We start from the raw sequence: 25588 nt of genomic DNA on the forward strand, positions 1-25588 counted from the left end.
CAACGGGTTATCTTCATAAAAGTAGTCTAGCATAGTGCTTATCTACTACAGCCCCTTTAATTATTCAACATTGTGAATCTGTATGGCTATTTATGATGGAATACTTAGCTTTCGAAGAGCCTAATTAATGCACTATGTTTTTTGATTACCCACTGATCAATACGCTTCTTAATCAATGCTGATCAATTAACACCTAATTGTTGATAATGCCTAATTGCTGACTAGCTAGTACTGAGTTATTGGTCGAGTAACGATTAATTAATCGTTACTTGTGATACGGCACGTAGCAGCACCGCATTACCAGTCGATAACGTCAGCGTCACTCTTGAAGTGGTGACAAATGAGACATTTTTACCATCTTTTACCCAGCTCTCATTGGTCGTTACATTGGCTTTGGCCTGATCGCCCGTAATAACGATATTATCCACAGAAATATCATAACGATAATTAGAGGTATTATTCCAACTATTTTGCAACAACTTCAAATAAGCATCTTTATCTAAACTGGTAGACTTACCTTTTCTAGATAATGAAATCAGTGCATCGTCAGAGACAAGACGGGCGACCTGATTGACATTTTGGCTATTCGCTGATGACTTCATTGCTGCTATATAGTTCTGCACCAAAGCTTCGGTCATGGCTGCCGCTTGCGCACTGATACTCACAGTACTTACAACGGTCACTACCGCCGCCACGCTGGCACTTTTTAGCAATAATGCCAAAAGCCCTTTTCCCCATAATCGTTTCATCATAATCCTTAGCAATGCTGTTATCGTTGTTGCCATCTTTTGATGACTAACGTTTTTTATTGATTAAATATAGTAGTCGCTTATTACTCATTAACATCATAATAAATGAAGCGAGCACTGGTTAGCATGTGCCCTCTTCGTTTTCGTTTTCGTTTTCGTTTTACTTGTAAAAAATATCTGTTTAATTTAATCATCACCTACTTATTAATGATGACAGCGTACTTTTACCATAGAGTGAGACTATCATTCAATTCTCACAGCTATGTGACACCCTGTGTAATTATTGCGAATACTAAAATACCAACCATATGGCACAATTATTTCTGAAAATATGAGTCACTGCCCATCGCTGTAATAAATACAAGATATATTAACTGAGCCGCTTACGCAGTACACGACTCAGTTTTTGCTCCAGTTTTGATTCGCTTTCTGTCAATCTAATCTCAATTTAATAAGCCAAACGGAAGCTTACTTAGCGTCCGTACTATTATCTTCGTATTGTTGTTCATCATCACTAAGCTTCATGCCCAATCGCTCTACTCGTCTGTCCATCATTTGTCGAGCCAGTGCTTGCATGTCTTCGACGCGGTCTATTTCATCCACAATCTCAAGTCCCAATAGCGTCTCAAACACATCTTCTAAAGTAACCAAACCTTTGACTTCACCATACTCACCGACTGTAATTGCAATATGAATACGGTTTTTTAGCATCAGCTCTAACAAATCAAACAGTTTCATTTTTGAAAAAACAAAAGTAATGTCACGTTTAAACTGAGTCAATGGCTTGTGCATCGCATGATTTACTTTGGCTAATAACATGTCTGTTTTTAATACAAAACCTGTGATGTTATCTAAGTCACCATCATAAATTGGCAGTCGTGAAAATGTCAATTTTGGGCGATCAACCAACAATTCAGCGACTGTTTTGTTTTCTTCAAACGCCAACATCACCGAACGCGGGGTCATGATATCTTCGACTTTAATCGCACCAAATGCCAGCAAATTGCGAATAATGCGCGATTCTAATGGGTCAATCTGTCCTGACTCTTCACCGATACTGGCAAGTGCCGCAAATTCACGACGACTGAATGCTTGGGGTTCTTTGCCACGTACTAGCAATTTGGTTAACTTTTCTGAGATCCAAATAAGTGGATACAACAGCAGGATAATGCCTCGCACGAAGTAAGCGACCATACCGCTTAGTTGACGCCAGTATAGTGTCCCAAGCGTTTTTGGAATAATTTCAGATAAAAACAAAATCGCCAAGGTCATAATGGCAGAAAACAGTCCAAACCATGCACTACCAAACACAATCGTGGCTTGGGCACCAGCACCGATAGAACCTAATGTATGAGCCACTGTATTCAAAGTCAAAATAGCCGCCAATGACTGATCGATATTATCAACCTTTAGGCGTCTTAGCATATTTGCTTTTTTCGGATTGCTTTCTTGAACATCAGCGATATAAGACGGCGTCATGCTCAGTAATGCAGACTCAGCCAATGAACAGACAAACGAGATACCGATGGCGACAACCACAAAAAGTATGAGTAGTAGCACACTGATCGCGGTCGGCTCTGCTAAAGCATCAGCGGCAAAAGCTGGATATGGCAATAGCAGCATCGCTGTCAGCGCTGATAACCCAGCAGTTGAATTGGTACGACGAAGACGCTTTGAATAGCGTGATGTCGGAGGAGGTTTAGCAGACGCTTCTTTACAAGCGCGCGGACGACACAAACGAGGTACAAACATAAAAGTGGTAAACAAGTTAGGTAACCTAAACAGAAAAAAGTAAAAGGGATAATAATATAATGAGCAAACGATACTAAATCATTAAAAGCAAACAACATGATTAATTAGCTATTAGTTATCTGCTAAAACGATGGTAACTCGCTGCTCGAAACTGATTTAGCAGCAGATAATAGGATCTATTATATACTAATAAACCGTGTGCTAAATGCAGGGAATTATTGCCATTTGATAGTAGCATTGATGATGCCATTTCACAATAAGACGCTATTGTTAAGTCTTTGTTTTTTGGTATCCTTGACCATACCTTTTGCTACGCTACTACTACCTAGCATCCATTCGCTGCTTGAATTTTGTTATACTCTCAGCGCTTTGGCGTTACTTATATGAGGTGGCAAAAATATTGCCGCAAAAAGTAATGACCGCTAGCATGCCATTACCTTAAGAAAAACATACTCAGCCTATGATTAACAGTTACCAAGTCTGGGATTTTTTGTTACTATGCGTTTAATTTTATTATTATCTATGACTTACTGAGAGAAATTATGTTGTTATTTATCCAAGCTGCCCATGCTGCACCAGAAGCTGCTGGTGCGATGTCACTATTTAGTCAAATACTATTGCCTGTTGCTTTTTTTGCGATTTTTTACTTCTTAGTCATTCGTCCACAGTCTAAGCGTACCAAAGAACATCGTGCCATGGTCAATGCATTGACTGTCGGTAGCGAAATCATTTTTGCTGGTGGTTTGATGGGTCGTATCAAAGCCATTGAAGGTGACTATGCGGTGGTCAGCCTGAACAATAATACTGATGTCAAAGTACAACGTGCTTCTGTTATTTCAGTATTACCTGCTGGCACAATCGAAAGCGTTTAATGATTGATTAAAACATTAAACGCGTTTTATTGATGATTACTAATCTGTCATTAATAAATATAGTGATTAATACAGTGCCTAAGAATGACCGTACCTTATTTACGGTCATTTTTCGCTATAGAGCAATGATGTAAAAACAGTCTCATAGAGTATAGACAATTTATGTTTATGCTTTTGACCATGCTGTCTTTATTGATTTTATCAGTGATATTTTACTGACTATATATTTTTGATGACTATATAAAGATACGTCTGTATTATTTGCTCTACTGTTTTACTATCATCGCGGATGATCGCAATGGTGCATGATGACGACTGCTAGATACAGCACTCAACCATTGCTATCGCTAACTTCCCATCTGCTAACTTGTGGCCTACGTCGCCAGTCGTTTATCAACCTAAAGAAGTGATTATGCAATATCCCGCTTGGAAATACTTACTTATTGCCGTCGTGCTAATCATTGCCGGTCTATATGCTGCTCCTAACCTCTATCCTGATGAACCTGCCGTGCAGATTACAAGCGCCGCTGCAGGTACACAGCTGTCTGAAGGTATCTTGACTGAGTCTCAAAGCTTGCTTGAAGAGGCTGGCATCAATAACCACGATGGAACGTTTGAGGGCAACAGTGCACTGGTACGTCTTGACAATCCAGTCGATCAGCTCAAAGCTCAGGAAGTACTGCGTCAAAACTTGGGCGAAGACTATGTCGTCGCGCTTAACTTGGCGCAAACGACGCCGCAGTGGCTACGTGATATCGGGGCAAAACCGATGAAACTCGGCCTTGATTTGCGTGGCGGTGTGCGTTTTGTACTAGAAGTCGATATGGACAAGGCGCTTGAACAGCGTTTGACCAGTGCCAGTCGTGACATGCGTCGCGAACTACGTGCTGAGCGAATTGCGATCAAAGGCATTAAGACCGAAGATCGAAGTGTGGTATTACATTTCGCTGATACAGATGCTCGTAACCGTGCACAGAATGTTTTGCAAGGCTCAATGGGCAATACGTTTAGCTTGCAATCCTCTATTGATGAGCAAGGTCCTGCACTGATTTTAGCGTACAACGATGCAACGCTTGATGAAATCAATAGCTATGCGGTTAATCAGAACTTGACCACCCTTCGCAATCGTATTGCTGAGCTTGGTGTGACTGAAGCTTTAGTACAGTCTCAAGGTGCTAGCCGTATTGTCGTTGAGCTTCCTGGCGTACAAGATACTGCTGAGGCAAAACGTGTCTTAGGGCGCACTGCAAACCTTGAGTTCCGTATGGTTGCTGAAGACAGCGAAAACTATACGGGCGGCATCCCTCCAGCGGGTACCGAAGCTTTCCCGTTTGAGACACTTGATGGTCCGCCGGTACTGCTTGAACGTCAAGCGATTGTCACGGGTGATAAAGTCACTAATGCTCAAACTGGTGTGGATGAAAGCGGCTCTCCTGAAGTCAGCATTACTTTAGATAGTGCTGGTGGTAAGCTCATGCAAAATGCCACTCGTACCGCCGTTGGCAAACAGATGGCTGTATTGTTCATCGAAAACAAGCAAAGAATCACTTACGAAGAAGATCCAGAAACTGGCGAAACTGTCGAAGTTAGAACGCCTTATGCTGAGACCAAAGTCATTAACCGTGCCAATATTCAAGCGGTCCTTGGCTCCTCTTTCCGTATTACTGGGCTAGATAGTAGCGCGGAAGCTGCCGAGCTCGCACTACTGCTACGCTCAGGCGCACTTGCCGCACCGATGTACTTTGTAGAAGAACGCACTATTGGCCCATCATTAGGTCAAGACAATATCGATAAAGGTCTATTCTCTACGCAAGTCGGGTATCTATTAGTGTTTGCGTTTATGATTATCTTCTATCGTCTATTTGGCGTGATTGCCAACGTGGCGCTGGCCGTGAACGTTATTATCATCATTGCTATTATGTCAATCTTAGGCTCTTCACTTACCTTGCCTGGTATTGCTGGTATCGTTTTGACCATCGGTATGGCCGTCGATGCCAATGTACTGATCTTTGAGCGAATACGTGAAGAGCTAGCAAACGGGGTACGGCCCAAATCCGCCATCGTGGCAGGTTTTGATCGAGCCTTTAGTAGTATTTTCGATGCCAACATCACCACCCTATTGATTGCTTTTATTCTATTTGCAATTGGCACGGGTCCGATTAAAGGCTTTGCGGTTACATTGGCTATTGGTATTGTCAGCTCACTATTTACCGCTATTATGGTGACACGTGCGCTGGTACAGATTGCTTATGGTAAGCGTAAATCTATCAAACGTTTGAGCATCGGTTAGGAGAACATTATGACGATTGATAAGAACAATCCTTTAGAACAGCAGAATAATCCAGATCGAGATGGTTCAAGTGGCTCAAATGTTGAGGCAAGCACACACCGCCGTAAAAAACCACGCCGTGATGGGAAAGGTAGTAATACCAAAGCCAATAACCCAACTACCGCTAAATCAAAAAAAGACAAAGCTCTGAGCGGTAGTAAGGATGCGGGTAAAGACAGTCAAGCAATGACCACCCAAGCAGCCAATCCTGAGCTAGAATCGGGTGATGCCGCTGATGATGCTGCTGCAATCGCTGAAGGCGGTATCAAAGCCGTTGGCAACCAGCGTATTATTCCGTTTATGAAGATAGAAAAGCCAATGGCACTTTTATCTCTATTGATGGTTATTGGTAGTATCATTGCAATTGCAGTAAACGGTCTAAACTTAGGACTTGATTTTACGGGTGGTGTGTCCGCAGATGTGCGTTACGAGCAGCCTGTTGAGCAAGTTGAAGTCGTACAAGCATTGGCCGATAATGGCTTTGATGATGCCGTGGTACAGTATCTTGGTACGCGAGAAGAACTCCTCGTACGCTTGCCACCACAGTCTGATAACGTAGACGGCCTAAATAGTAGCCTGACTAAAGCATTAACCCTGCCTAATAATAATGTTGAAATCAGTAACGTTAATATTATTGGCAGCCAAGTTGGTAATGAAATTTATCTAAACTCAGTCATGTCACTGGTATTAGCATTGGTTTGTATGTTGGGCTATGTTGCCTTACGTTTCCAATTTAAACTCGCTCTTGGTGCGGTATTATCGCTGTTTCATGATGCTATCGTGACCATTGGTGTTTTTGCCTTATTTGGCTTTCCTTTCGACTTAACCGTCTTGGCGGCCGTCTTGGCACTGGTTGGTTATTCTATCAATGATACAATTGTTGTGTATGACCGTATTCGTGAGAATTTTCGTCGTGTCCGTGGTATCACACCTCGCCAGACCGTTGACCTGTCTTTGACCGAAACGTTGCGCCGTACCATTATGACCATTTCCACTGTTTTACTGGTCGTACTTGCCATGCTATTCTTAGGCGGCGATGGACTGTTCTGGTTCTCAGTAGCGCTCTTCATTGGTCTGCTTGCTGGTACTTACTCATCAACGTATATTGCAAGCTCGATTCCATTACGTATGGGTCTATCACGCGATGACTTTATTGTGAAAGTAAAACCTGAGTTTGAAGAAGAAATTGTCACTTTCAATGATCCAAAAATGTTTGAATAAGTGTTTAATGGTATTATTTAATTTATATAAATTTGACTATAAAGTCTGCCATAAATAACAGTAGTAACGTTTAAATCAAAGCACCTGACTCATGAATAATGAGTCTAGGTGCTTTTGTCTTTGTAGCTGTGTTTGTCATAAATAGCAAATATTCTACGCTCAATCCTTGTTGGGTTTTAAGTATAAATGAGCCAAAAATGCCAATGACCACCTCGCCACCTAGTGCTATGCCACCGATTGATACTCGATATGCGCGCATCGTTGCTATTGCGTTGCCCGTGTTATTGGCCAACCTAGCCATGCCACTACAAAGCGTCATCGATACCGCGATCGTGGGTAACATGAATGACACGGCTAAACTTGCTGGGATGGGCTTGGCGATACAGTTATTGTCTTTATTGCTCGTGAGTTTTAACTTTTTGCAATATGCCTCGTCTGGGCTATCGGCTCAAGCGCTAGGACAATCGGTCAATCATGTTGATAATTCTACTCATATCACAAAATCGTCAAGCCAAACTCAATCACCCCTACTATCAATCTTGCAACGTGCCTTGTTATTAGCGTTTGCTATCGGTAGCATTCTGTTATTGGCAAAGCCTTGGTTGATAGATTTTGGTTTGCAAGCCCTATCGGCCAACCCCGAAAGTGGGCAAGCGGCAAAGACTTATTTGGATGTACGCTTTTGGGGCGTCATCGCTGAGCTAATGAACTTTGCCTTTATTGGTTGGTTTGCTGGTCAAGGTAAGACTCGTTACATGCTTTACCAGCAAGGCTTTATCGCCATGCTGAATATCATTCTAACCTTGTTTTTTGTCTATGGGATGCAGATGGGCTTGGTTGGGGTGGCGTTAGGAACCACTATTGCCTTTTGGCTGGGCGTGATACTAGCATTGTGGCTCAGCCGTCAGCATTTACAAATATCTTGGCAAGCCTTATTCACTGCCGACAAGCAACATTTTTCTAAAGAAAAAATGCTTAGGCTATTTTCATTAAATAAAGATATTTTTATCCGTACTCTGATCTTGACGTTGAGTTTCGCTTGGATTACCCGCTTGTCGGCTCAAAGTGGTGACGTCATCCTAGCCGCCAACGCTATTTTGCTTCAAGTATTAAGTATCTCAGCCTTTGCTCTTGATGGCGTGGCAGTATCGGCTGAGACATTAAGCGGTCAAGCAGCAGGACGACGGGATTGGCCACGCTTTCGTACTATCGTCAAGCGCACCGGTATCGTCAGTTATGGTCTAGCGATAATGTTAAGTGCTATATGGTGGCTGGCGATGCCAACATATTTGCAATTTATGACCAATATCGAGTCCGTTTTTACGCTGGCATATGAGTACCATCTTTATGCGGTATTGCTACCTCTCGTTGGCGTTGGTGCCTATTGGCTAGATGGTATATTTTTTGGCTTAACTGCCGGCAATGTGATTCGTAACGCAGCTTTGATACTCGCCGCTATCTTTTTTCCACTCAGCTGGTTGCTCTACCAACAGTGGGATATGACTGGTATTTGGCTAAGCGTGTGGTGTTTGTTATTACTTCGGCTGATTATTTTGGGTGGCTTCTTGTACCGAGCTCATCAAACAGCCAGCTATGAAAAGCTCCAGCCGTCTGTGTAATGTTCTTCGATTAAGTGCATTTTTTCTAGGGTGTTTTTGCCATTGTTCGGGCTAGGCTTCATTTTAAAACCAGTTTTCTAACATCAATCTTTCCGCAAAATATTAATAATAACCAAAAAACAGCAAAAATTAGGATGTCATGTGACTACTCATTCAAAAGAATTACATCAACAGCATGAGACCAGCTACGACTGGGCGGCGGGGTTCAAAAAAAGCCTACCTGTGGCGATGGGCTATTTACCTGCGGGTATCGCCTTTGGTGTGCTGGCACAAGTTGCTGGTATTCCTGTATGGGCAACGATTATGCTGAGTATTGTACTGTATGCGGGCGCCGCTCAATATGCTTGTTTGCCGATGCTGAGCGCTGGTTTACCGATTGGTAGCATCGCAACCAATATTGCCGCTATTAATTTACGTCATGTATTTTATGGTATGCCATTATTGCAATACCTACCAGAACATAAGCTTGCCAAAACCTATTGCCTATTTGCCCTGACTGATGAAACTTTCTCTGTTATGACCAGTTTACCTAATGAGTCAAGACAAGCGTTGATACTACCATTGAGCTTATTTAATCAAAGCTGGTGGGTACTAGCGAGCACGGTTGGTGTCATGATCGGCAGTACTCTGAGCGATTTAGTACCACATTTGGATTTTGCCTTAGTCTGTCTGTTTGCGATCTTAGCTTATGAGCAGTTCCAAAGTATCAAACGTTATTTCCCCATTGCTATTGCTATCATTTCTTTAGCGGTGGCCTCCTTATTTACTAGCAATTGGTTGTTATTGGTGGCGATCACCATTTGTATGCTATTGATTTTAGCTCGTGGGTTTTGGACGCAGCGTAATATGACAGGAGCCAACAATGACCAGTAGTTACCTTATTTTTGCAACTTTTGCGATGGCCGCCGTGACCTTTATTACCCGCGCGCTACCTGCATTAATACCCAGAAAGCTGTTAGACACACCTTGGCTGCATCGGCTCAATGAGAGCTTGCCGCTATCAGTCATGGTATTGCTTATTTTAACCAGTCTTTCTTATCAAAATTTATCGGCAACGACTGGGCTAAATAGTGCTGAACTACATTTATTGATGGCACAAATTGGTGCCCTTATTTTGGTGTTGTTCGTTTATCATATCAGCCGTCAATTATTGGTCAGTATGGTCGTTGGTATCGCTGCCATTAATGGCTTACTATGGGTATTTACTAATTTTTTAAGTGGATACTAGAAAATTGAGAAATATGTGAATGGATAACAGCTTCTATAGTCAAGGAATTTTAGAATCGCTACAAGGCGACCGACCGCAGATAGTACACTGAGTACATCTAGGGCGGGTAACACCGTAGCGATTTAAAAGTGCTCTGACTATAGTTCATATGAATAATTTTAAACCCTGTAATTGAACTATATTTAAAATAAAAAAAAGGCTGGATTCTTATGAGAATCCAGCCTTTTACTTTCTAAAAGTGCTGCAAAAAACTGGCACTTTTAAGAAATTGATAGCTTAAAGCTCTTCGACGCCCATCATATCAACTGGGGTATCAGCCACTATCTGTACGCCTTTTTTGCCTGTCTTAGCAGTGTCATTGCGCTGCTCTTGTAAGTGCTCAAGATACGCTTCATTGATCTGCCCAGTGATGTAGCAACCATTAAATACGGCACAATCAAAACCTTCAACTTTGCTGTACTTGGTATCTTTTACCGCATCAATCAAGTCGTCCAAATCTTGGAAAATCAATCTATCAGCACCGATGATATCGCGTACTTCTTCTACCGTATGACCTGAGGCAATAAGCTCACTGCGTACTGGCATATCGATACCATAGACGTTTGGATATTTAACTGGTGGCGCGGCGCTAGCAAAAAATACTTTATTCGCACCAGCATCGCGTGCCATTTGGATGATTTCATGGCAAGTGGTACCACGAACGATAGAATCATCAACCAACAGTACGTTTTTACCTTTGAACTCAAGTGGTACGGCGCTGAGTTTTTGACGAACTGATTTTTTACGTTGTTGTTGACCTGGCATGATAAAGGTACGACCGATATAGCGGTTTTTCATAAACCCTTCACGGTACTTAATATTCATTTTTAGTGCCAGCTCCATCGCTGACGTACGCGAGGTATCTGGAATAGGAATCACTACATCGATATCGTGATCTTCACCCCATTCAGCAAGGATTTTATCAGCCAGCTTTTCACCCATACGTAAGCGTGCTTTGTAAACTGAGATGTTGTCCATGATAGAATCTGGACGGGCAAAATACACATATTCAAAGATACAAGGCGTGTATTCTTGCTGCTCAACACACTGATGGGTATGTAATTTATGATCTAAATCAATGAATATGGCTTCGCCAGGTTTGACATCACGGATAATACTAAATCCTGATCCTGTCAGTGCAACTGACTCTGAGGCAACCATGTACTCGGTGCCGCCATTCGGTGCCATACGCTTACCAAAAATAAGCGGACGAATACCGTTTGGGTCACGAAATGCGAGCAAACCATGACCCGTAATCAAAGCGACTACGCCATAAGCGCCTTCGACGCGCCCATATACAGCCGTGACTGCTTCAAAGATATCAGCAGGCGTTGCTTTGGTTTTACCCAAGTTTTGCATTTCATGGGCAAGTACGTTTAGCAATACTTCTGAATCTGAATCGGTATTAAGATGGCGGCGATCTTCGATGTATAAAGACTTGGCTAAACTCTCAGCATTGGTCAAGTTACCATTGTGTGCAAGGGTAATACCATAAGGTGAGTTGACATAAAATGGTTGAGCTTCGGCACTGCTTGACGTGCCTGCTGTTGGGTAACGGACGTGACCAATACCGAACTTACCAACCAGTTTCATCATATGACGATTCATAAATACGTCACGTACCATGCCATTTTCTTTACGTAGATAAAGTCGTCCATCTTGCAAAGTGACAATACCCGCTGCATCTTGCCCACGATGCTGTAGCATCGTCAAACCGTCATAAAGAATCTGATTGACTGGTTCGTGAGCTGCAACTCCAATGACTCCACACATAATAGCTATATCCTATTTTGACTCATTAATTAGTACTACAATAGTGGCAAGACTGCTAACAGTAGCTTATCAAAAATGCGTACTGTTACTCACCGACGACCTGATGATTGTTGTTCAGAATTTAACGAATATTTATCTTTTGACTATTAACAAAATGCACTATTTATTGGCATTTGTGGTCTCTAAATGCGATTAAATAATTTTTTATCAAGGATAACTTACAAAGAGGATATGATAGAAGCGATAACCTCTAGCACCACAAACCCAAGCTATCAGCATCGAATCATTGAGACATTAAAGGTTAACCGTAAAAATACTTACGACTGATTGACTTGATCCCAAGCCATACCTAACACATCTGAGACCAAGGCTTTACCCATCGGGGCATAAGGCAATAGCTCAGGCGCGAGCACTGACGTTTGCCATTGTGGCATTTGCACCAGTAACGGTGCGCTGACGCTAAGCACAACTAAGACCATCAGTACATTTTTAGCAGCGCCCAGTACACCACCTGCCATTTTGTCAACGACACCCAAGCGTAAGGTTTTAAGCACGCCTGAGAATACAAATGCCACTAAGTGCATGATAGCCAATATGATTATCACTACCAATAAAAATGCCATTGCCATTTGTAAAACAGGGTTTTGTACCATGCCTGATAGTTGCGGCGAAACCACTCCTGCCAAACGTGTGGCAGCGATCAGGGCAATAAACCAACCGACTAAACCAACGGCTGTTTTAATCAATCCGACTTGAAAGCCGCGCCATAAGCCGATCAAAACAACAATAGCAATCACGATATCCAGACCACTCATGTTCTACGCCTCATACCTTATCGATTTTTATCGGATGTTTACTTTCGTTTTTGTGACACATTAATCTTTGATGACTCAGCTCAAAATACAGTCGTCTTGTGCATCTGATAGATAATGATCTAGGGATGTTGATCCGCTATAGCTCCATCGCGTCGTAATAGCCACCGATTGCTTGAATACAAGACTGTACCAGCCCAGGACCACGATAAATGAGCCCAGTATAGAGCTGCACCATATCTGCACCCGCTTCGATTTTTTTGACGGCTTTTGCACCACTGTCAATACCGCCGACGCCTATTAAAGCGACTTTACCATCTAGCTGATCGGAGAACTGTTGTAAAATCTGGGTACTAATGTGGCTGACTGGGCGACCGGATAGACCACCTGCTTGCTCACCATCAGGTAGGTCTTCAACACCAACACGGCTCAACGTTGTATTAGTCGCAATCAACCCATCAATCTCAAAATCGAGCAATTGCTGCGAGATATAATCCACTTGTAGCGGCTCTAGATCAGGCGCAACTTTCAATACCAGTGGCACATAAAAACCATATTCAGTGGCTAATTGGCTGTGACGATTTTTAATCGTATCCAAAAGCTGAGTCAAGGCCTCGCCACTTTGTAAATCACGCAGATTCTTAGTATTTGGTGAGGAGATATTAACGGTGATATAGGAGGCATGCGGATAAGCACGCTCTAAACAATAGACATAATCATCGGCGGCTTGCTCTACTGGCGTATCGGCGTTCTTGCCAATATTAATCCCAATATTGCCTTTGTATTGACAGCGCTTGACGTTTTCGATCAGATAATCGATACCTTGGTTATTGAAACCCATTCGATTGATGATAGCGTCCGCTTGCTTGATTCTAAACAACCTTGGCTTATCATTGCCTATTTGTGGTCTTGGCGTAACCGTACCCACTTCTATAAAACCAAAGCCAAGCTCAGCCAACGCATCGATATAATCACCATTTTTATCCAGTCCTGCCGCTAGGCCGACCGGATTGGCGAATTGCAAGCCCATGCAGTCTGTGGGCTGCATTGACTGACCGTATACCAAACCTAAAACACGTGCTTTATGAGCTTTATCTAATAAAGATAAGGTCATCTCGTGGGCGTGCTCTGGATCCATCTTAAACAAAAAAGGGCGAAGTAAGGCATAAGACATAGTAATGGCAGACCCTGCTCGAAAGAAATAGTGAGTGAATAGTGCGAATAAAATCAAGCGCTGCGATTATATCAGCTTAACAGAAATAAGAGCAAAGTTTCATGCGCTAAATTTCTGTATTAGAGTACTAATAGCTATACCTACATATTGGCTAAGGAACTGACAGATGTATTCTACAGTCCCTAAGGTACAGGACGACCATCCGTCAGGGCTATCCAACCACGAACGATACGATAAAGATGCCATATAAAAGTAAAAATCATGATGAGCAGGCCAAATACCGCTAATAATACCGAACCAATGGCAATATTATTGCTATCAGCCAGCATACTGATGCCAAAACCCCCTAATGCAAAGGTAATGGTGATAATACCTAAGAAGAAAAATACGATGCTATACCAAAAGGTCTTAATCTGCCAATCGAAATGCGTGGACAACCATGAACCCTCTGCGTCATGGCGCTTCGCATAGTTCATCACAATTGGTACAACCCACAGTAATCCAGCGGTAAAATAGCTGATTACGTATAAAAAATAAGTAATGTGATTATAAGTGATTAAAGAACGGCGCTTACCATTGCTCATATTGTCACTCGCCCCATAGCTCTGCCTTTGCTCAGTCATTTCATGATCAAATGCAGCTTCAACTGACGCATTACTCTGGTGTTCAGCAGTTCTGGTCTGCTGATGGCTACGCGTGTCAGGTTTGCGATCAGAAGATTGATTCATCTTAAATATCCATCTCTGGCTGTGTGATAGTTAATTAATTGTGTCAAACGTGCAATTTTTCAATGACACTAATGACAAATGGTTATTTTAGAAACTGATGATCAGTTAATTTGGGGCAATAGTAGATAAGGAGTAAAATACTTCCAGTTTCCACAGCATATCGATTTATGAGGTGACAGTCGCTTGTACTTGAATGGCTTTGGTAACCAAGTCTTGCTGTATCGATAGCTGACTGAACTGCCAACCTTGTTGTTCGAGTTTGCCAAGTGCGGTGCTGACCACCGCTTGACTGGCATGATTGAAGCTCAGTTGTACAGCATCACCCGTCGCAACGACTTGGGCGTTGGCAATACCTGAGTTATTCAACAATGCACTGATACTATTGACAGGTGGCATGGCGGCTTCACCATCCGCTGTATTCATCGCATTACTATCGATATTGCCAGCTTGGGCACGCAACCAAAAGTAATCAGCCACTTGCTCTTGATAGTCGCGCTTACTATCGTTTGCCGCTTGATGAATACTATAACCACCATAGCCCCCAATGAACAATAATAAGAACATAGACAATACGGCCAATGCCAACTGATCACGCGGCGAAAGTGCCTGCCAGCGTAACGATAGCATCTGTTGAAAATTATTTACACGCGTTGACAGCACATTGGTTCCAATACTGTTACTGGTCTCTGGCGTGATGTTGTTACGTTTAGTGCGGCGCTGCAATCGTTTCATTTTCCAACCTTTTTGACTTTTATTACCACTGCCTATTTACTACCGTTGCCTAGTTGGCAAATAAATTATGATGCCGCTACATTGGTTTGCGTCGTGTCATTATTTTCTACGACATTCACCGTAACTTGACCACTAAACTGCCCTTGCTCATTACTGTTTACCTGTGCAAGCTTGGCATTTAAACCCTGCGCAACAAGTGTGCTCGTAAACTTATCAAGACTATTACGATCAGGGGCAATCAAGGTAAAGCTGAGCGCTGATGGCTGCATCACTAACGCTTGCGCCCGCAGTGAAGACTGTTTGATTAACGGGGATATGCGAGTCAATGCTGCCATATGAGAGGCTGGTGCTTGGCTATCACTGCGCAGCTTTGGTTGTAATTGCACTTGCAGTTTGGTGCGCGAGCTTAATGGCTCATTTGGAAACCAAGCTTGATACTGCGCCGCAATCTCAGCTTTGGTCGCTACCGCCGCCTTATTATACTGATACCACTGCAGGCCATCGGTCGCCATCTGTAATACCAGTGCCGATAACGCGACCATCGCTGCCACACGCAAATACGGTGAGAGCTTTGAGTCCGTTGATTTAATAAAGAAGTTAAGCGCGTGACGCTCAGGGCTGTCAACAGGCTTGGGCGGCGTAGTCAATGTGGTTAATAATAACTGATGATCTGCAACAAGCGCGGCCGTTTGTGCCATAAAGCTTGTGGACATTGACGAATTTGTTGGCTTTGAAAGATCATCTAAAGCCGCTATGGGCGGTAATATATTCACTTCACTTAAATGCGGGAAACGTTCAAAAATTAAGGGCAAATAACTGACAGCCATACCTTGTCGCAATGACTGACGCAGTAGCATGGTGTGCTCATCTTGATACAGTGTTACTTGCTGACCTGCCCCTTCATCTGGCGTTGGTAGCAATAAAAAATCAGGCAGTAACGCCGTTATGCTCATGCCAGCGAGCTTAGCACTCTGCTGCCATGACTCAATATCGCTTTGCGCCAGTGCATACAGTTGGTGATTATCGGCTTCACTGATTTGCCGAATCGCCAATTGCTCGACAGGGGTCAAGGATGTCTCTTCAAACAAGTATTGCTTGCCGCTATTGCCCAGCTGTTTAAGCTGAGTCGCATTCAGCTCAGTATCTACCTGCAATATATGGCTTGATGGAAAATATAGACACAAAGTCTTCTGCGCATTGGTTTTATAATTACCATAGATCGTTTGCAGCTGTTGCCAACCATCAACCGTTTGCCACTGCTGAATATCTTCATGCCAGACAGCTAGCGGGCTATGCTGCGCTCGTAACCAAACATGTAACACTAAGCGTGTCCTTAATTATTAAAGCTGTTTTAAAGATAGGATAAGGTAGGATTCAGACAATTTCATTCTCTAACCAGTTTAACACCACTAAGCATCAATAGACTAAGTGTCAACAATATCACTGACGATTCGACCTAATCTCAATACGGCTGCTCAGGCACAAAACGATCAATCTCTCTTGCCATACCTGCCATTACAAAGTCCATCTCAAACACCCTTGCTTCTGCAAGAGAAAATGATTCAGGATAATCACCGGTTAATAAACCAGCGATATAAGCAACGATAGACATATGACACACCACTACCAGACACTCAGCGTCAATATTCGCAATATCTATTAAGGCTTGACGCGCATCATCAGAAGGCGTGATATTTTGCTGTACGATTACTGGAACCTTGGGCGCGCGCGTCTGAAATGCTGCTAGCGTCTGCTGTGCTCTATCATAGGGACTGACGACAAAATAATCAGGATGATAGTGAGTCATCACATACTCTGCCGTCTGCATTGCTTGCTGTTGACCAAAGTCAGTTAACTGGCGCGCGCTGTCTGGGCGCGACTCATCTTCTGCTTGACCATGACGTACTAGTATAATTTTCATAACCTTCCTTTATGCATTGTCATGATGACGTTGTTTACACAATAATCATTCTTAGAACAACGTCATCATTTAACATTGGGGTTTTTACTTACTGTCAGTATCGCCACTTTCATCATCAGCGCTATCGCTTGACGACTTCATCTGCGCAGTTAGCGCCGCATTACTATGATCATGTGCCATTACAAATTCAACGTCACTACGGAAGCCCGCTTCCATGAGATGTAACGCCACACCTAATGCTGCTTTATCTTCATAAATGACCGCATACAATGCATGGGTAATAGGCATGTAGATGCCTTGCTTGGTAGCTTTCTCATGCACTTGCTGAATGGTATTGACCCCTTCAGCCGTTTGACCGAGTTTTTTCACCGCGGCCTCAATACTCATACCGCGACCGAGCATGTTGCCGATACGATAGTTACGACTGAGCTCTGAGCTACAAGTGGCGTATAAATCACCCACACCAGACAATCCTAAGAAGGTAAGCGGATTCGCACCCGCCTCAACCCCAAAGCGGCTCATCTCTGCCAAAGCACGAGTCAATATCATCGCTTTGGTATTTTCGCCGACATCATAGGCCGCCGCCATTCCCATGGCAATCGCATAGATATTCTTTAGCGCGCCGCCAAGCTCCACACCTTTGACATCATCACTGGCAAACACTCGAAAAAACGCACTATGTAATGCGGCTTGTACGGCATGGCGCAATGGCTCAGATTCACTGGCGATAACGGTCGCTGATGGCATGTTTTTCATGATCTCTATCGCAAGGTTTGGCCCCGACATGACACCAAAATTCACTTCAGGTAGCTCATCTTTAATAATGTCGCTCATCATGGCAAAAGTATCTTTTTCCATACCTTTGGTCAATGACACAATAGACTGACCACTGATAAATGGTGCAATATTCTTTAGGGTCTCACGAAAAGCCAAACCAGGCACCGCAATAAAAACGATATCTTTGTCTTTGACGGCTGCTGCCAAGTCATGGCTGTACTTAAGGCTGTCATCAAGCTTATAACCTGGTAAATATTTTTTGTTGGTCTGCGTTTTTACCATCGCCTTTACCGTACGCTTGTTACGTACCCACAGCGTGGTATCACAGCCATTGCGTGCAGCCAAATTTGCCATTGCTGTACCAAAACTACCACCGCCTAAAAACGCCAAACGTAGCTTGGTAGGATTACTGTGAATATCCGCCATGTTTTTTGCCACTGCTGATTCTACCGCGCTAGGATTGAGTTTTTTACGACCAATACCCGATTTGGTAGCACGTTCGATGATACCTGCCAGCAGACTGTTTTGCTTTTCAGGGGCATTCGTATTCACCTCAGTATTATCGCTACTGATGTCTTTATTGCTATCATTAGGGCTGGTCATTTGCTGTTATCCGTATTGGCTGATTTATTATTAATAGAATTTATCATGGTTTATTTATCATGACTTATGACGCTTTAGAGTATTGAGGCTATCTATCTTTTTGCTACACGACCGACTGTCTTTTTAGAGAGCGGTATTCGTCAAGAGAAAAGCGCCACTAAACAGCGCTTAGATATATTATGACTCAAATCGCACTAAAGACTCGATATCAATCGGTTTACGGGCGGGTTCATTTTTGGGGCTGGTGCCAGTATAAACAAAAGCCGTCACATAATCATCTGGACCAACGTCAAAATATGATTTAACAGCAGGTTCATTACATATCAGTCCCGTACGCCACACTGTACTAAAACCTTGGGCTTTTAGCGCCAAAATTAGGTTTTGTACAGCCGCACCCGCACTTAGCATTTGTTCAAAAGGAGGAACTTTTTTGTGCGCTTGTATTTTTGTGACAACGGTGATGATGACGGGCGCTCTTAATGGCATGGCCTGAGTTTTTGCGATGTCCTTTTCGGACAGCGTTTCGCCCTCCTGCACCGCTTTGGCTTGAGCCGCTGCGACCAAGGCGTTGCCTAATTCATGACGGGCACCCCCCTGTGTCACTATAAAACGCCATGGACGCAGTTTTTTATGATCTGGCGCTGTCGCCGCACACTCAATCGCTGTTTCGATTTGAGCATGTGTCGGTGCGGGCAAATCCAAATTGCCCATACTGCGCCTTGAGTTGATCCAACCAATCATTTCTTCACTGCTAATCGGCATACTGTCTGTGGTGATGTCTTGGGTCGACAGTTTTTTATCATTTTCGTCGGATGTAGTCATTACCGCTCCTTATTTATTATTATCTTTTTATGCAAAAAACCAATGCTTTGGTTGGCTCTCAATACTGTCAAAAAACACGTTATGTCAAACGAATATATATCAATATTGAGTGTGAATGACTTGAATGGAAAACCATGAGTGTTTTAATCGACAACTTGTAGATTATCATCGGCTATGAAGAGGCTTTAATTATGCCGCATCATCGACCCGATGCTCCATGCGCAGATAATCCTCTGACTGCATCTCAAGCAAGCGCGAGCGTGTCCGTTCAATCTCAAACGCCAACTTCTCTCCTTGATATAGGTCCAAAATCGACTGCTGCGCTCTAACCAGCAACTTAACACGGCGATCATAAAACTCATCAACCAGATAAATAAACCGACGGGTCGGATCACGTAAGTCATCGTCTAAGGCAGGCACGGCATTGACCAATACTGTACTGAACTGCTTGGCAATTTCGATGAAATCAGACGCTGATCGTGGCTCCATACATAAATGACGGAAATCACAGAATAAAATATCCTCAGTGCGAGCGTTAATTCTAATTTCGCGACCATTAATCGTAATCGGCTCATTACTGATTTTTTGGTTATTGGATAAACTGGCAAAACGGTTGGCTAACCAATGATGATTCGCTTTCGTCATAGGCGACTCATATAGCTCTGCCTGCTGCAATACGCGCAAACGATAGTCGATACCAGAATCGATATTCATCACCTTAGTATGACGCTCCACTTCAGCGATAGCGGGCATAAAACGGTCACGATGTAAACCGTCTTTATACAATCCTGATGGCTCAATATTTGAGGTGGCGACCAATGTAATACCACGATTGAACAGCATGGTGAACAAATCACCTAAAATCATGGCATCAGAGACGTTAGAAACAAAGAACTCATCGAAACAGATAATAACCGCTTCTGCATAAATGATGTCGGCGACTTTTTCTAATGGGTCACTCTCACCTTGCAGCTTGTTTAGCTCTTGATGAACGCGCTGCATGAAATGATGAAAATGCAAACGCATCTTGCGATCAATGGTCAATGAATCATAAAACATGTCCATCATCCATGTTTTACCACGACCTACCCCGCCCCACATGTACAAACCCGTTGGTGCTGTCGGCTTGGACTTTAAAAAGCTAAAAAAGCCTTTCTTCTGTGGCGCACTATTGATGAGCTGATGATGTATCTCATCAAGATAGCTCATGGCCTTAAATTGCTGCTCATCTCGAGTAAACTCATCTGTACTGACGGCTTGCTCGTAACGTTGCAATGGAGATAAACTCATAATACGACTCATCATTAGACAAAATAAATAGTAAGGTAATGGTTGATTCTGCATGAACTCGTCAAAGTGAAGCGATCAGAGCTCATGACTTGATAGCGGTTCTCTATCCTAATATTACTAGGGTGTGTCATCAATTAGATTGTGAGGCTTAAAATGAGAAAAATTGTAGATAAACAAGGAAGAAATTGCCGTTAATATGAACATATTGACAAAATTTCTGACGATGTTTAGCAAAATTTAGCCATTTTAAGACCACTAAATGTATTCATGTGCTAATTGATGACACGCCCTAGGTAATAACTAAGAGTCGCTACCAAAGGTATGCTTTTCTAATAAGCCTTTCAATTCTGACAGACGTCCATGAAAAAAGTGCCCTGCGCCATCTACCACGCTGACAGCAATCCCCAATCGCTCCGCAAATGCTTGCATATTATCAGGGTCAATCACTTCATCAGCATTGCCATAAATCTCAAACGTTTTATCGGCTGGCAAGCTTATATCACTGCTGTCATTTTTCTCAACGGATGGAGCAATAAGGGCGATTTTAGTAATCTCAAAATCGCCTAGCCCCCAAATATGAGGGGCTTCAAGCACCTGCTCAGCCACCCGTGCTGTCACATAACCGCCAAAAGAGAAACCACCCAACCATAACTTGCGCGCATTGGTTTGCTCTGCAATCCATTGTAGCACGGTCATTGCATCTACGACTTCACCATCCGCATAATCGTGCTCGCCAGTCGACTGCCCGACACCGCGAAAGTTAAAGCGTACCACGTGCATACCATTATCACGAGCAAAGCGATACATCGTCGTCACCACTTTATTATTCATCGTGCCGTCGAATAACGGATTGGGATGACACAGTAGCGCCACTGTATCGGTATTTGGATTGTTAGGATTGTCTTGTTGCCAAAGCGCGTCGACTTCGAGCACGCCAGCAGGAGCAGGAATTAATGGCATAAAATTACTTATTGATTAAAAATGAATAGGTCAATTATCCTAGATATGGTTTATATTTCAAGTGATTTGCTGTGTCATAGTACCGCTTATTTTCATTTTCGCTCATCATAAGTAAACGTCGCCTATGAATATATGATGAATATGTGCGGTCTCTGCAATACCGCACACAATAACCGACTAGACACCCCAGAGCCGAATAGGGTAGATTCATCATAGTTGTTGAGCCACCTATGGACGGATACGTGCATGGCGTATCCTCAACTTTGCTGTGATATTCAACTTTATGTATGACTGACAGACATTAGGAATCGTTTATGAATACTATTAATAAAACCGCTGCACTGACTGCTACTTTGGCGGCAGCACTCGCCCTAAGTGCTTGCCAAACTACGCCTTCATCACCAGTTATCCAGCGTGCAAACTCTATTTATGAGACGACTGGCATCGCCGATAGCAAAGTAAAAGCACAGCAAAATGCGATAGACAGCGCACAAAAGACTTGCAGAGGTAAGCAAGTTATTATCGTCGATGACAAAGTCACTTATAACGGTATTTTAGATGAAAATACTGGTCGGATGATTGGGCAAGCCAGTGCTGTCCTCGGTACGATCCTTGGTACGGGCTCGCCGAACTTATCACGTGACGACGATTACGAGTATAAAATCAACTTTCGTTGCCAATAAAATAATTATTATTTCATAAAGCACTTATTTGGCGGCTTGTTATTTAATAAAGTATGTAGCCAACCAATCAGCGATAAGAATATATTAGTCGCTGACGGGTTGGCTTCTCTTTTTGTGTGCTCGCTTTTGGGGTAAACTACCCTTTCTGATTTTTTATGACTCTTACTCTATAAACAGCCCGTTTTTAAGCTCTCTCACTTTTGGTCTATTATTATGCGCAAACCCAACCTGTCAAATATGAAACCAGCTAAGGTATTAGCGCCTGCTAAAGATTTAGCGACCTTGGAGGCCGAGTTAGCTGAGCAAGAAAACAATATAGAAGTCAATTTAGAAGATACCGTTTTGCGGTTGAGTGACTATTTATCAGCCGTTGATATGGTTATCAAACAGACCTTTAACCACCGTGTATGGGTGAAAGCAGAGATTCGTAATCTATCTAGCAAAGGCGGGCATTATTACTTTGAGCTGGCAGAAAAAGATGATGACGGCAAGGTCATTGCTAGTTGCCGCGGCAATCTTTGGCGCTTTAAAGCAGCACGCGTCTTAGCAAAATTTGAGCGCGCAACTGGCATGCCCCTTGATCGTGATTTGACGGTATTGCTCAAAGTATCCGCAGGCTTCCATGCGCAATATGGTTTCTCTCTCACTATTGAAGACATTGATCCTAGCTACACGTTAGGCGACTTGGCGCGGCAATATGCAGAGATGGTCGATCGCTTGACGGGAGAAGGCTTATTAAACCTGAATCAACAGCTGCCTGTTCCGTTTGATATTGAGCATGTGCTGGTCATTGCCCCTGAAAAAGCCGCTGGATTAGGTGATTTTCAAGCCGACGCTGATCGCTTAGCGCGCACAGGTGCCTGTCATTTCCATTATCATAACGCGACCTTTCAGGGTAATCATGCGCCAAGCGAAATCCGTCAAGCAATCGTTAACGCCCAGCAGCAGTTTTTTGATACTTATGAGCACCTGCCAGACTTATTAGTCATTATTCGTGGCGGCGGTGCGGTCGGTGATTTAGCCTATCTAAATGATTATGAATTGGCAGCATTGGTTGCCGAGCAGCCCATCCCTGTCTGGGTTGGCATTGGTCACGAGCGTGATAAAGTTATCTTAGATGAAGTGGCGCATACTAGCTTTGATACCCCATCAAAGGTGATTGCCGCTATCATGACGCATTTAGCCCAGCTCGTCACTCACACACTGCAATACCAAGCGCAAATCAAACAAGCTGCTCAGCGTCAATTAAACATCGCTGAACAACAAACGACACGCCAGTTGAGCCAGATACAATCACAGACGATTGGTCAATTAACCGCTCTGCAAAAAGACAGTGATTATGCGTGGCGTAGCATTCAGCAAAGTGCCCAGCGACAGGTCAAGCAAGCCGCCAGACTCACCAGAGAGCTACGCACACAGACTCAAGCAGCGGCCTATCAGCAATTAACAGTGGCTACTAGCGCCAGTCAAAATAACCAAAAAACGCTTATGCATTCGGCACAGCAGCAGTTAATACAAGCACAGCGTGATAGCGAACATCTGCGTGATATTGTGCTCCTGCATCGCCCTTCTCGGGTGCTCAAGCAAGGCTATACCATGCTTACTGATGCAAAAGACAAGCAAATACTGACCAGCGGTACGCAGCTCCATCCAGAACAAACGGTGCACATTCTCTTAAAAGACGGTAAAGCAAAAGCACAGATTATTGACGTAAATATTAATAAATAAGAAGTACAACCTACCGTTGATTCAACTTAATCAAAGACTTTATTTTAAAATTAGGAAACCTTATGACAACCCCTATTCGCCGACGCAAAAAAGCCGCCCCAAAAACTTTTAAGGCGGCTTATGATATTCTAAAAAACAATGCCGCTGAATTACAGCAACAAGATGAGCCAGATATTGATAATCTGATGACCACAGTGGAAGAGTCGATTGCTGCTTATCGCGTTTGCGAAACCCGTATCAATGCGGTACAGCAAGCACTAGATGCCGCCTTTGCTGAAGACGTTAAATCTGATGAAGTAGATAGCTAAGTTACACTTACTCTGGCTCATCCACCTCGAAGACTTGGCGCAAATAGGCAAGATACGTGTCGTTATTAATCATGGTCTTGCCTGGACTGTCTGACAGTTTAGCGACTGGCTGCCCATTGCATTCAACCAATTTTAAGACGATATTTATCGGGGTGATACCCATATCATTGGTGAGGTTGGTACCAATACCAAAGCTGGTCTTTATTTGACCTTTAAAATACTGATGTAAATCCCAAGCTTTATCCAAATCTAAGCCATCACTAAAGGTCAAAATCTTCGTTCTTGGGTCTATTTTAAGGTTTTTATAATGAGCAATCGCCTTATCACCCCAGATATACGGGTCGCCGCTATCGTGACGCAGACCATCAAACAGCTTAGCGAAATACAAATCAAAGTCGCGTAAAAACGCATCCATGCCAACTACGTCGGTCAGCGCAATACCCAAATCGCCGCGATACTCATGTACCCACGCTTCAAGCGCCGCTTTTTGTGAATCACGTAAACGCACATCCAAAGCCTGAAATGCCTGCATAAACTCATGTGCCATCGTACCGATTGGCGTCATTCCCAGCTTTTTCGCTAAATACACGTTGGAAGTACCGCTCACTATTTTTGGTTCCGCTTTATGCAAAGTCTCAACCACATGAGCCTGCCAAGCTTTGCTAAAACGTCTGCGAGTACCAAAATCAGCGATGATTAATGGCGGCGTATTAGCATCACATTTTTCCTGCTCTCTCGCATATTGATGCAACAATGTGACTTTTTCATCCAATCTGCGCTGACCTTCTTCAATCACACCGGCATTCGATAGCGCATCAAAATACAGCTCATTAACGATGGCGAGTACAAATACTTCAAAGAACATCGCTTGAATCATCGGCCCTTCGATATCGATAAATAAGCGACCTTTATCATCCGTACTGACGGTAATAAAACGACGTTTCAACTTAAACAATTCTAGATAGTCAACGAAGTCTGAGCGCATAAAGCGCAAACCACGTAAGTACTCTAGTTCATCCTCTAAAAATCGTAATTCACATAAATTGTCTAACTGCTGCTCTAGCGCATCTTTAATATCAGCCAATGGATACAGCGTGTCTTTGTTATTACGGCAGCGAAAGCGATAAACACCATGTGTCTGTGGAAACTGATGCAGCATGGCTTGCAGCATCGTAAATTTATATAAATCATTATCGAGTAAAGAGGTAATAATAGGTTCAAAAGGTTTAGAGGTATGAGTAACGGTCATGTTACAGCCTTAAATACAAAAATGAAAAGCCGCCAAACAAATCCAGCGACGAAATAGGTATACATAACTTTGACTTCCTCCCCGCCCTCAAAGGAGGGGGATTCCTACTAAAGACGGCCAAGCCCGACCGCGAGAATGTTTTTTGCTCCATTAACGTCTCGTTGATGGGTCGTTTTACAAGAACGACAAAACCATACTCTTATACCAAGCGCTGATCTA

At 43.2% G+C, this 25588-nt stretch carries 24 protein-coding genes; 9 read left to right on the forward strand and 15 right to left on the reverse strand.

The genetic code is table 11. The annotated features are described in order from the left end of the window. Window positions 1-254: 254 nt before the first annotated feature. Window positions 255-749 (reverse strand): nuclear transport factor 2 family protein, encoded by a 495-nt coding sequence (locus JFC08_RS12540; protein ID WP_060490899.1) that lies wholly within the window; start codon window positions 747-749, stop codon window positions 255-257. Window positions 750-1217: 468 nt separating this feature from the next. Beyond that, the gene (locus JFC08_RS12545; RefSeq protein WP_198330963.1) at window positions 1218-2501 is read right to left on the reverse strand and encodes a CNNM domain-containing protein; all 1284 of its coding nucleotides are present in this window, start codon (window positions 2499-2501) and stop codon (window positions 1218-1220) included. Between the two features lie 542 nt (window positions 2502-3043). Here JFC08_RS12545 and yajC point away from each other — a divergent pair. The 6 genes from yajC to JFC08_RS12575 all read left to right on the forward strand — a co-directional run bounded on the left by yajC (window position 3044) and on the right by JFC08_RS12575 (window position 9770). Continuing rightward, entirely contained in the window at window positions 3044-3373 is a 330-nt protein-coding gene (yajC, locus tag JFC08_RS12550; protein WP_045446152.1) for a preprotein translocase subunit YajC, read from the forward strand. Window positions 3374-3785: 412 nt separating this feature from the next. Continuing rightward, window positions 3786-5663, forward strand: a complete 1878-nt coding sequence (gene secD / locus JFC08_RS12555) for a protein translocase subunit SecD (protein WP_055124186.1) — start codon at window positions 3786-3788, stop codon at window positions 5661-5663. A 9-nt stretch (window positions 5664-5672) separates the two neighbouring features. Beyond that, window positions 5673-6923, forward strand: a complete 1251-nt coding sequence (gene secF / locus JFC08_RS12560) for a protein translocase subunit SecF (protein ID WP_198330951.1) — start codon at window positions 5673-5675, stop codon at window positions 6921-6923. A 197-nt stretch (window positions 6924-7120) separates the two neighbouring features. Continuing rightward, window positions 7121-8542 carry an MATE family efflux transporter gene (locus JFC08_RS12565; RefSeq protein ID WP_198330952.1) on the forward strand — a complete coding sequence of 474 codons (1422 nt, stop codon included), beginning with the start codon at window positions 7121-7123 and terminating at the stop codon, window positions 8540-8542. Window positions 8543-8683: 141 nt separating this feature from the next. Continuing rightward, window positions 8684-9415, forward strand: a complete 732-nt coding sequence (locus JFC08_RS12570) for an AzlC family ABC transporter permease (RefSeq protein ID WP_055124188.1) — start codon at window positions 8684-8686, stop codon at window positions 9413-9415. After that, window positions 9405-9770, forward strand: coding sequence for an AzlD domain-containing protein (locus tag JFC08_RS12575; protein WP_193011024.1), 366 nt, complete (start codon window positions 9405-9407; stop codon window positions 9768-9770). Before JFC08_RS12570 ends, JFC08_RS12575 begins: the two co-directional genes overlap by 11 nt. 276 nt (window positions 9771-10046) lie before the next feature. On the opposite strand, the gene purF is transcribed toward JFC08_RS12575, so the two are convergent. From purF to JFC08_RS12630, 11 genes are all read right to left on the reverse strand, one after another. After that, the gene (gene purF / locus JFC08_RS12580) at window positions 10047-11582 is read right to left on the reverse strand and encodes an amidophosphoribosyltransferase (protein ID WP_055124190.1); all 1536 of its coding nucleotides are present in this window, start codon (window positions 11580-11582) and stop codon (window positions 10047-10049) included. A gap of 317 nt (window positions 11583-11899) precedes the next feature. Beyond that, window positions 11900-12397 carry a CvpA family protein gene (locus JFC08_RS12585; protein ID WP_045446136.1) on the reverse strand — a complete coding sequence of 166 codons (498 nt, stop codon included), beginning with the start codon at window positions 12395-12397 and terminating at the stop codon, window positions 11900-11902. Between the two features lie 136 nt (window positions 12398-12533). Further along, the gene (locus tag JFC08_RS12590) at window positions 12534-13568 is read right to left on the reverse strand and encodes a quinone-dependent dihydroorotate dehydrogenase (protein ID WP_198330953.1); all 1035 of its coding nucleotides are present in this window, start codon (window positions 13566-13568) and stop codon (window positions 12534-12536) included. A 182-nt stretch (window positions 13569-13750) separates the two neighbouring features. Next, complete coding sequence (locus JFC08_RS12595) at window positions 13751-14296, reverse strand: DUF4870 family protein (RefSeq protein ID WP_227697777.1); 546 nt, start codon at window positions 14294-14296, stop codon at window positions 13751-13753. Between the two features lie 165 nt (window positions 14297-14461). After that, a complete protein-coding gene (gspM, locus tag JFC08_RS12600) occupies window positions 14462-15028 on the reverse strand; it encodes a type II secretion system protein GspM (RefSeq protein WP_198330954.1) in 567 nt (188 codons plus the stop codon). Between the two features lie 65 nt (window positions 15029-15093). Then, complete coding sequence (gspL, locus tag JFC08_RS12605; RefSeq protein WP_198330955.1) at window positions 15094-16350, reverse strand: type II secretion system protein GspL; 1257 nt, start codon at window positions 16348-16350, stop codon at window positions 15094-15096. A gap of 140 nt (window positions 16351-16490) precedes the next feature. Continuing rightward, window positions 16491-16949, reverse strand: coding sequence for a SixA phosphatase family protein (locus tag JFC08_RS12610; RefSeq protein ID WP_198330956.1), 459 nt, complete (start codon window positions 16947-16949; stop codon window positions 16491-16493). Window positions 16950-17033: 84 nt separating this feature from the next. After that, a complete protein-coding gene (locus tag JFC08_RS12615; protein WP_060490891.1) occupies window positions 17034-18329 on the reverse strand; it encodes an NAD(P)H-dependent glycerol-3-phosphate dehydrogenase in 1296 nt (431 codons plus the stop codon). A gap of 177 nt (window positions 18330-18506) precedes the next feature. Further along, the gene (locus JFC08_RS12620; RefSeq protein ID WP_198330957.1) at window positions 18507-19151 is read right to left on the reverse strand and encodes a nitroreductase family protein; all 645 of its coding nucleotides are present in this window, start codon (window positions 19149-19151) and stop codon (window positions 18507-18509) included. A gap of 189 nt (window positions 19152-19340) precedes the next feature. Continuing rightward, entirely contained in the window at window positions 19341-20441 is a 1101-nt protein-coding gene (zapE, locus tag JFC08_RS12625; RefSeq protein ID WP_198330958.1) for a cell division protein ZapE, read from the reverse strand. Between the two features lie 300 nt (window positions 20442-20741). Then, a complete protein-coding gene (locus JFC08_RS12630) occupies window positions 20742-21401 on the reverse strand; it encodes an alpha/beta hydrolase (protein ID WP_198330959.1) in 660 nt (219 codons plus the stop codon). A 314-nt stretch (window positions 21402-21715) separates the two neighbouring features. Here JFC08_RS12630 and JFC08_RS12635 point away from each other — a divergent pair, with 314 nt between their 5' ends. The 3 genes from JFC08_RS12635 to xseB all read left to right on the forward strand — a co-directional run bounded on the left by JFC08_RS12635 (window position 21716) and on the right by xseB (window position 24120). Then, window positions 21716-22084 carry a hypothetical protein gene (locus JFC08_RS12635; RefSeq protein ID WP_045446124.1) on the forward strand — a complete coding sequence of 123 codons (369 nt, stop codon included), beginning with the start codon at window positions 21716-21718 and terminating at the stop codon, window positions 22082-22084. Between the two features lie 213 nt (window positions 22085-22297). After that, the gene (gene xseA, locus JFC08_RS12640; RefSeq protein WP_198330960.1) at window positions 22298-23812 is read left to right on the forward strand and encodes an exodeoxyribonuclease VII large subunit; all 1515 of its coding nucleotides are present in this window, start codon (window positions 22298-22300) and stop codon (window positions 23810-23812) included. Between the two features lie 62 nt (window positions 23813-23874). Then, entirely contained in the window at window positions 23875-24120 is a 246-nt protein-coding gene (xseB, locus tag JFC08_RS12645) for an exodeoxyribonuclease VII small subunit (protein ID WP_198330961.1), read from the forward strand. Between the two features lie 7 nt (window positions 24121-24127). Here the strand turns inward: xseB and pncB are convergent, their stop codons facing one another. Beyond that, a complete protein-coding gene (gene pncB, locus JFC08_RS12650; RefSeq protein ID WP_193007904.1) occupies window positions 24128-25369 on the reverse strand; it encodes a nicotinate phosphoribosyltransferase in 1242 nt (413 codons plus the stop codon). A gap of 107 nt (window positions 25370-25476) precedes the next feature. Beyond that, the coding region (locus JFC08_RS12655; protein WP_198330962.1) for a zinc ribbon domain-containing protein at window positions 25477-25588 on the reverse strand (112 nt) is incomplete at its 5' end.

The sequence above is a fragment of the Psychrobacter cibarius genome, assembly GCF_016107535.1.
Lineage (GTDB): Bacteria > Pseudomonadota > Gammaproteobacteria > Pseudomonadales > Moraxellaceae > Psychrobacter > Psychrobacter cibarius.

Coding starts and splice junctions, on each gene's coding strand:
- JFC08_RS12635 (WP_045446124.1), top strand. CDS start 21,716: ATGAATACTATTAATAAAACCGCTGCACTGACTGCTACTTTGGCGGCA.
- JFC08_RS12620 (WP_198330957.1), bottom strand. CDS start 19,151: ATGACTACATCCGACGAAAATGATAAAAAACTGTCGACCCAAGACATC.
- secF (WP_198330951.1), top strand. CDS start 5,673: ATGACGATTGATAAGAACAATCCTTTAGAACAGCAGAATAATCCAGAT.
- purF (WP_055124190.1), bottom strand. CDS start 11,582: ATGTGTGGAGTCATTGGAGTTGCAGCTCACGAACCAGTCAATCAGATT.
- JFC08_RS12565 (WP_198330952.1), top strand. CDS start 7,121: ATGCCAATGACCACCTCGCCACCTAGTGCTATGCCACCGATTGATACT.
- JFC08_RS12540 (WP_060490899.1), bottom strand. CDS start 749: ATGAAACGATTATGGGGAAAAGGGCTTTTGGCATTATTGCTAAAAAGT.
- JFC08_RS12545 (WP_198330963.1), bottom strand. CDS start 2,501: ATGTTTGTACCTCGTTTGTGTCGTCCGCGCGCTTGTAAAGAAGCGTCT.
- JFC08_RS12615 (WP_060490891.1), bottom strand. CDS start 18,329: ATGACCAGCCCTAATGATAGCAATAAAGACATCAGTAGCGATAATACT.
- JFC08_RS12585 (WP_045446136.1), bottom strand. CDS start 12,397: ATGAGTGGTCTGGATATCGTGATTGCTATTGTTGTTTTGATCGGCTTA.
- JFC08_RS12575 (WP_193011024.1), top strand. CDS start 9,405: ATGACCAGTAGTTACCTTATTTTTGCAACTTTTGCGATGGCCGCCGTG.
- JFC08_RS12590 (WP_198330953.1), bottom strand. CDS start 13,568: ATGTCTTATGCCTTACTTCGCCCTTTTTTGTTTAAGATGGATCCAGAG.
- yajC (WP_045446152.1), top strand. CDS start 3,044: ATGTTGTTATTTATCCAAGCTGCCCATGCTGCACCAGAAGCTGCTGGT.
- xseA (WP_198330960.1), top strand. CDS start 22,298: ATGCGCAAACCCAACCTGTCAAATATGAAACCAGCTAAGGTATTAGCG.
- pncB (WP_193007904.1), bottom strand. CDS start 25,369: ATGACCGTTACTCATACCTCTAAACCTTTTGAACCTATTATTACCTCT.
- JFC08_RS12595 (WP_227697777.1), bottom strand. CDS start 14,296: ATGAATCAATCTTCTGATCGCAAACCTGACACGCGTAGCCATCAGCAG.
- zapE (WP_198330958.1), bottom strand. CDS start 20,441: ATGAGTTTATCTCCATTGCAACGTTACGAGCAAGCCGTCAGTACAGAT.
- secD (WP_055124186.1), top strand. CDS start 3,786: ATGCAATATCCCGCTTGGAAATACTTACTTATTGCCGTCGTGCTAATC.
- JFC08_RS12610 (WP_198330956.1), bottom strand. CDS start 16,949: ATGAAAATTATACTAGTACGTCATGGTCAAGCAGAAGATGAGTCGCGC.
- gspM (WP_198330954.1), bottom strand. CDS start 15,028: ATGAAACGATTGCAGCGCCGCACTAAACGTAACAACATCACGCCAGAG.
- xseB (WP_198330961.1), top strand. CDS start 23,875: ATGACAACCCCTATTCGCCGACGCAAAAAAGCCGCCCCAAAAACTTTT.
- JFC08_RS12630 (WP_198330959.1), bottom strand. CDS start 21,401: ATGCCATTAATTCCTGCTCCTGCTGGCGTGCTCGAAGTCGACGCGCTT.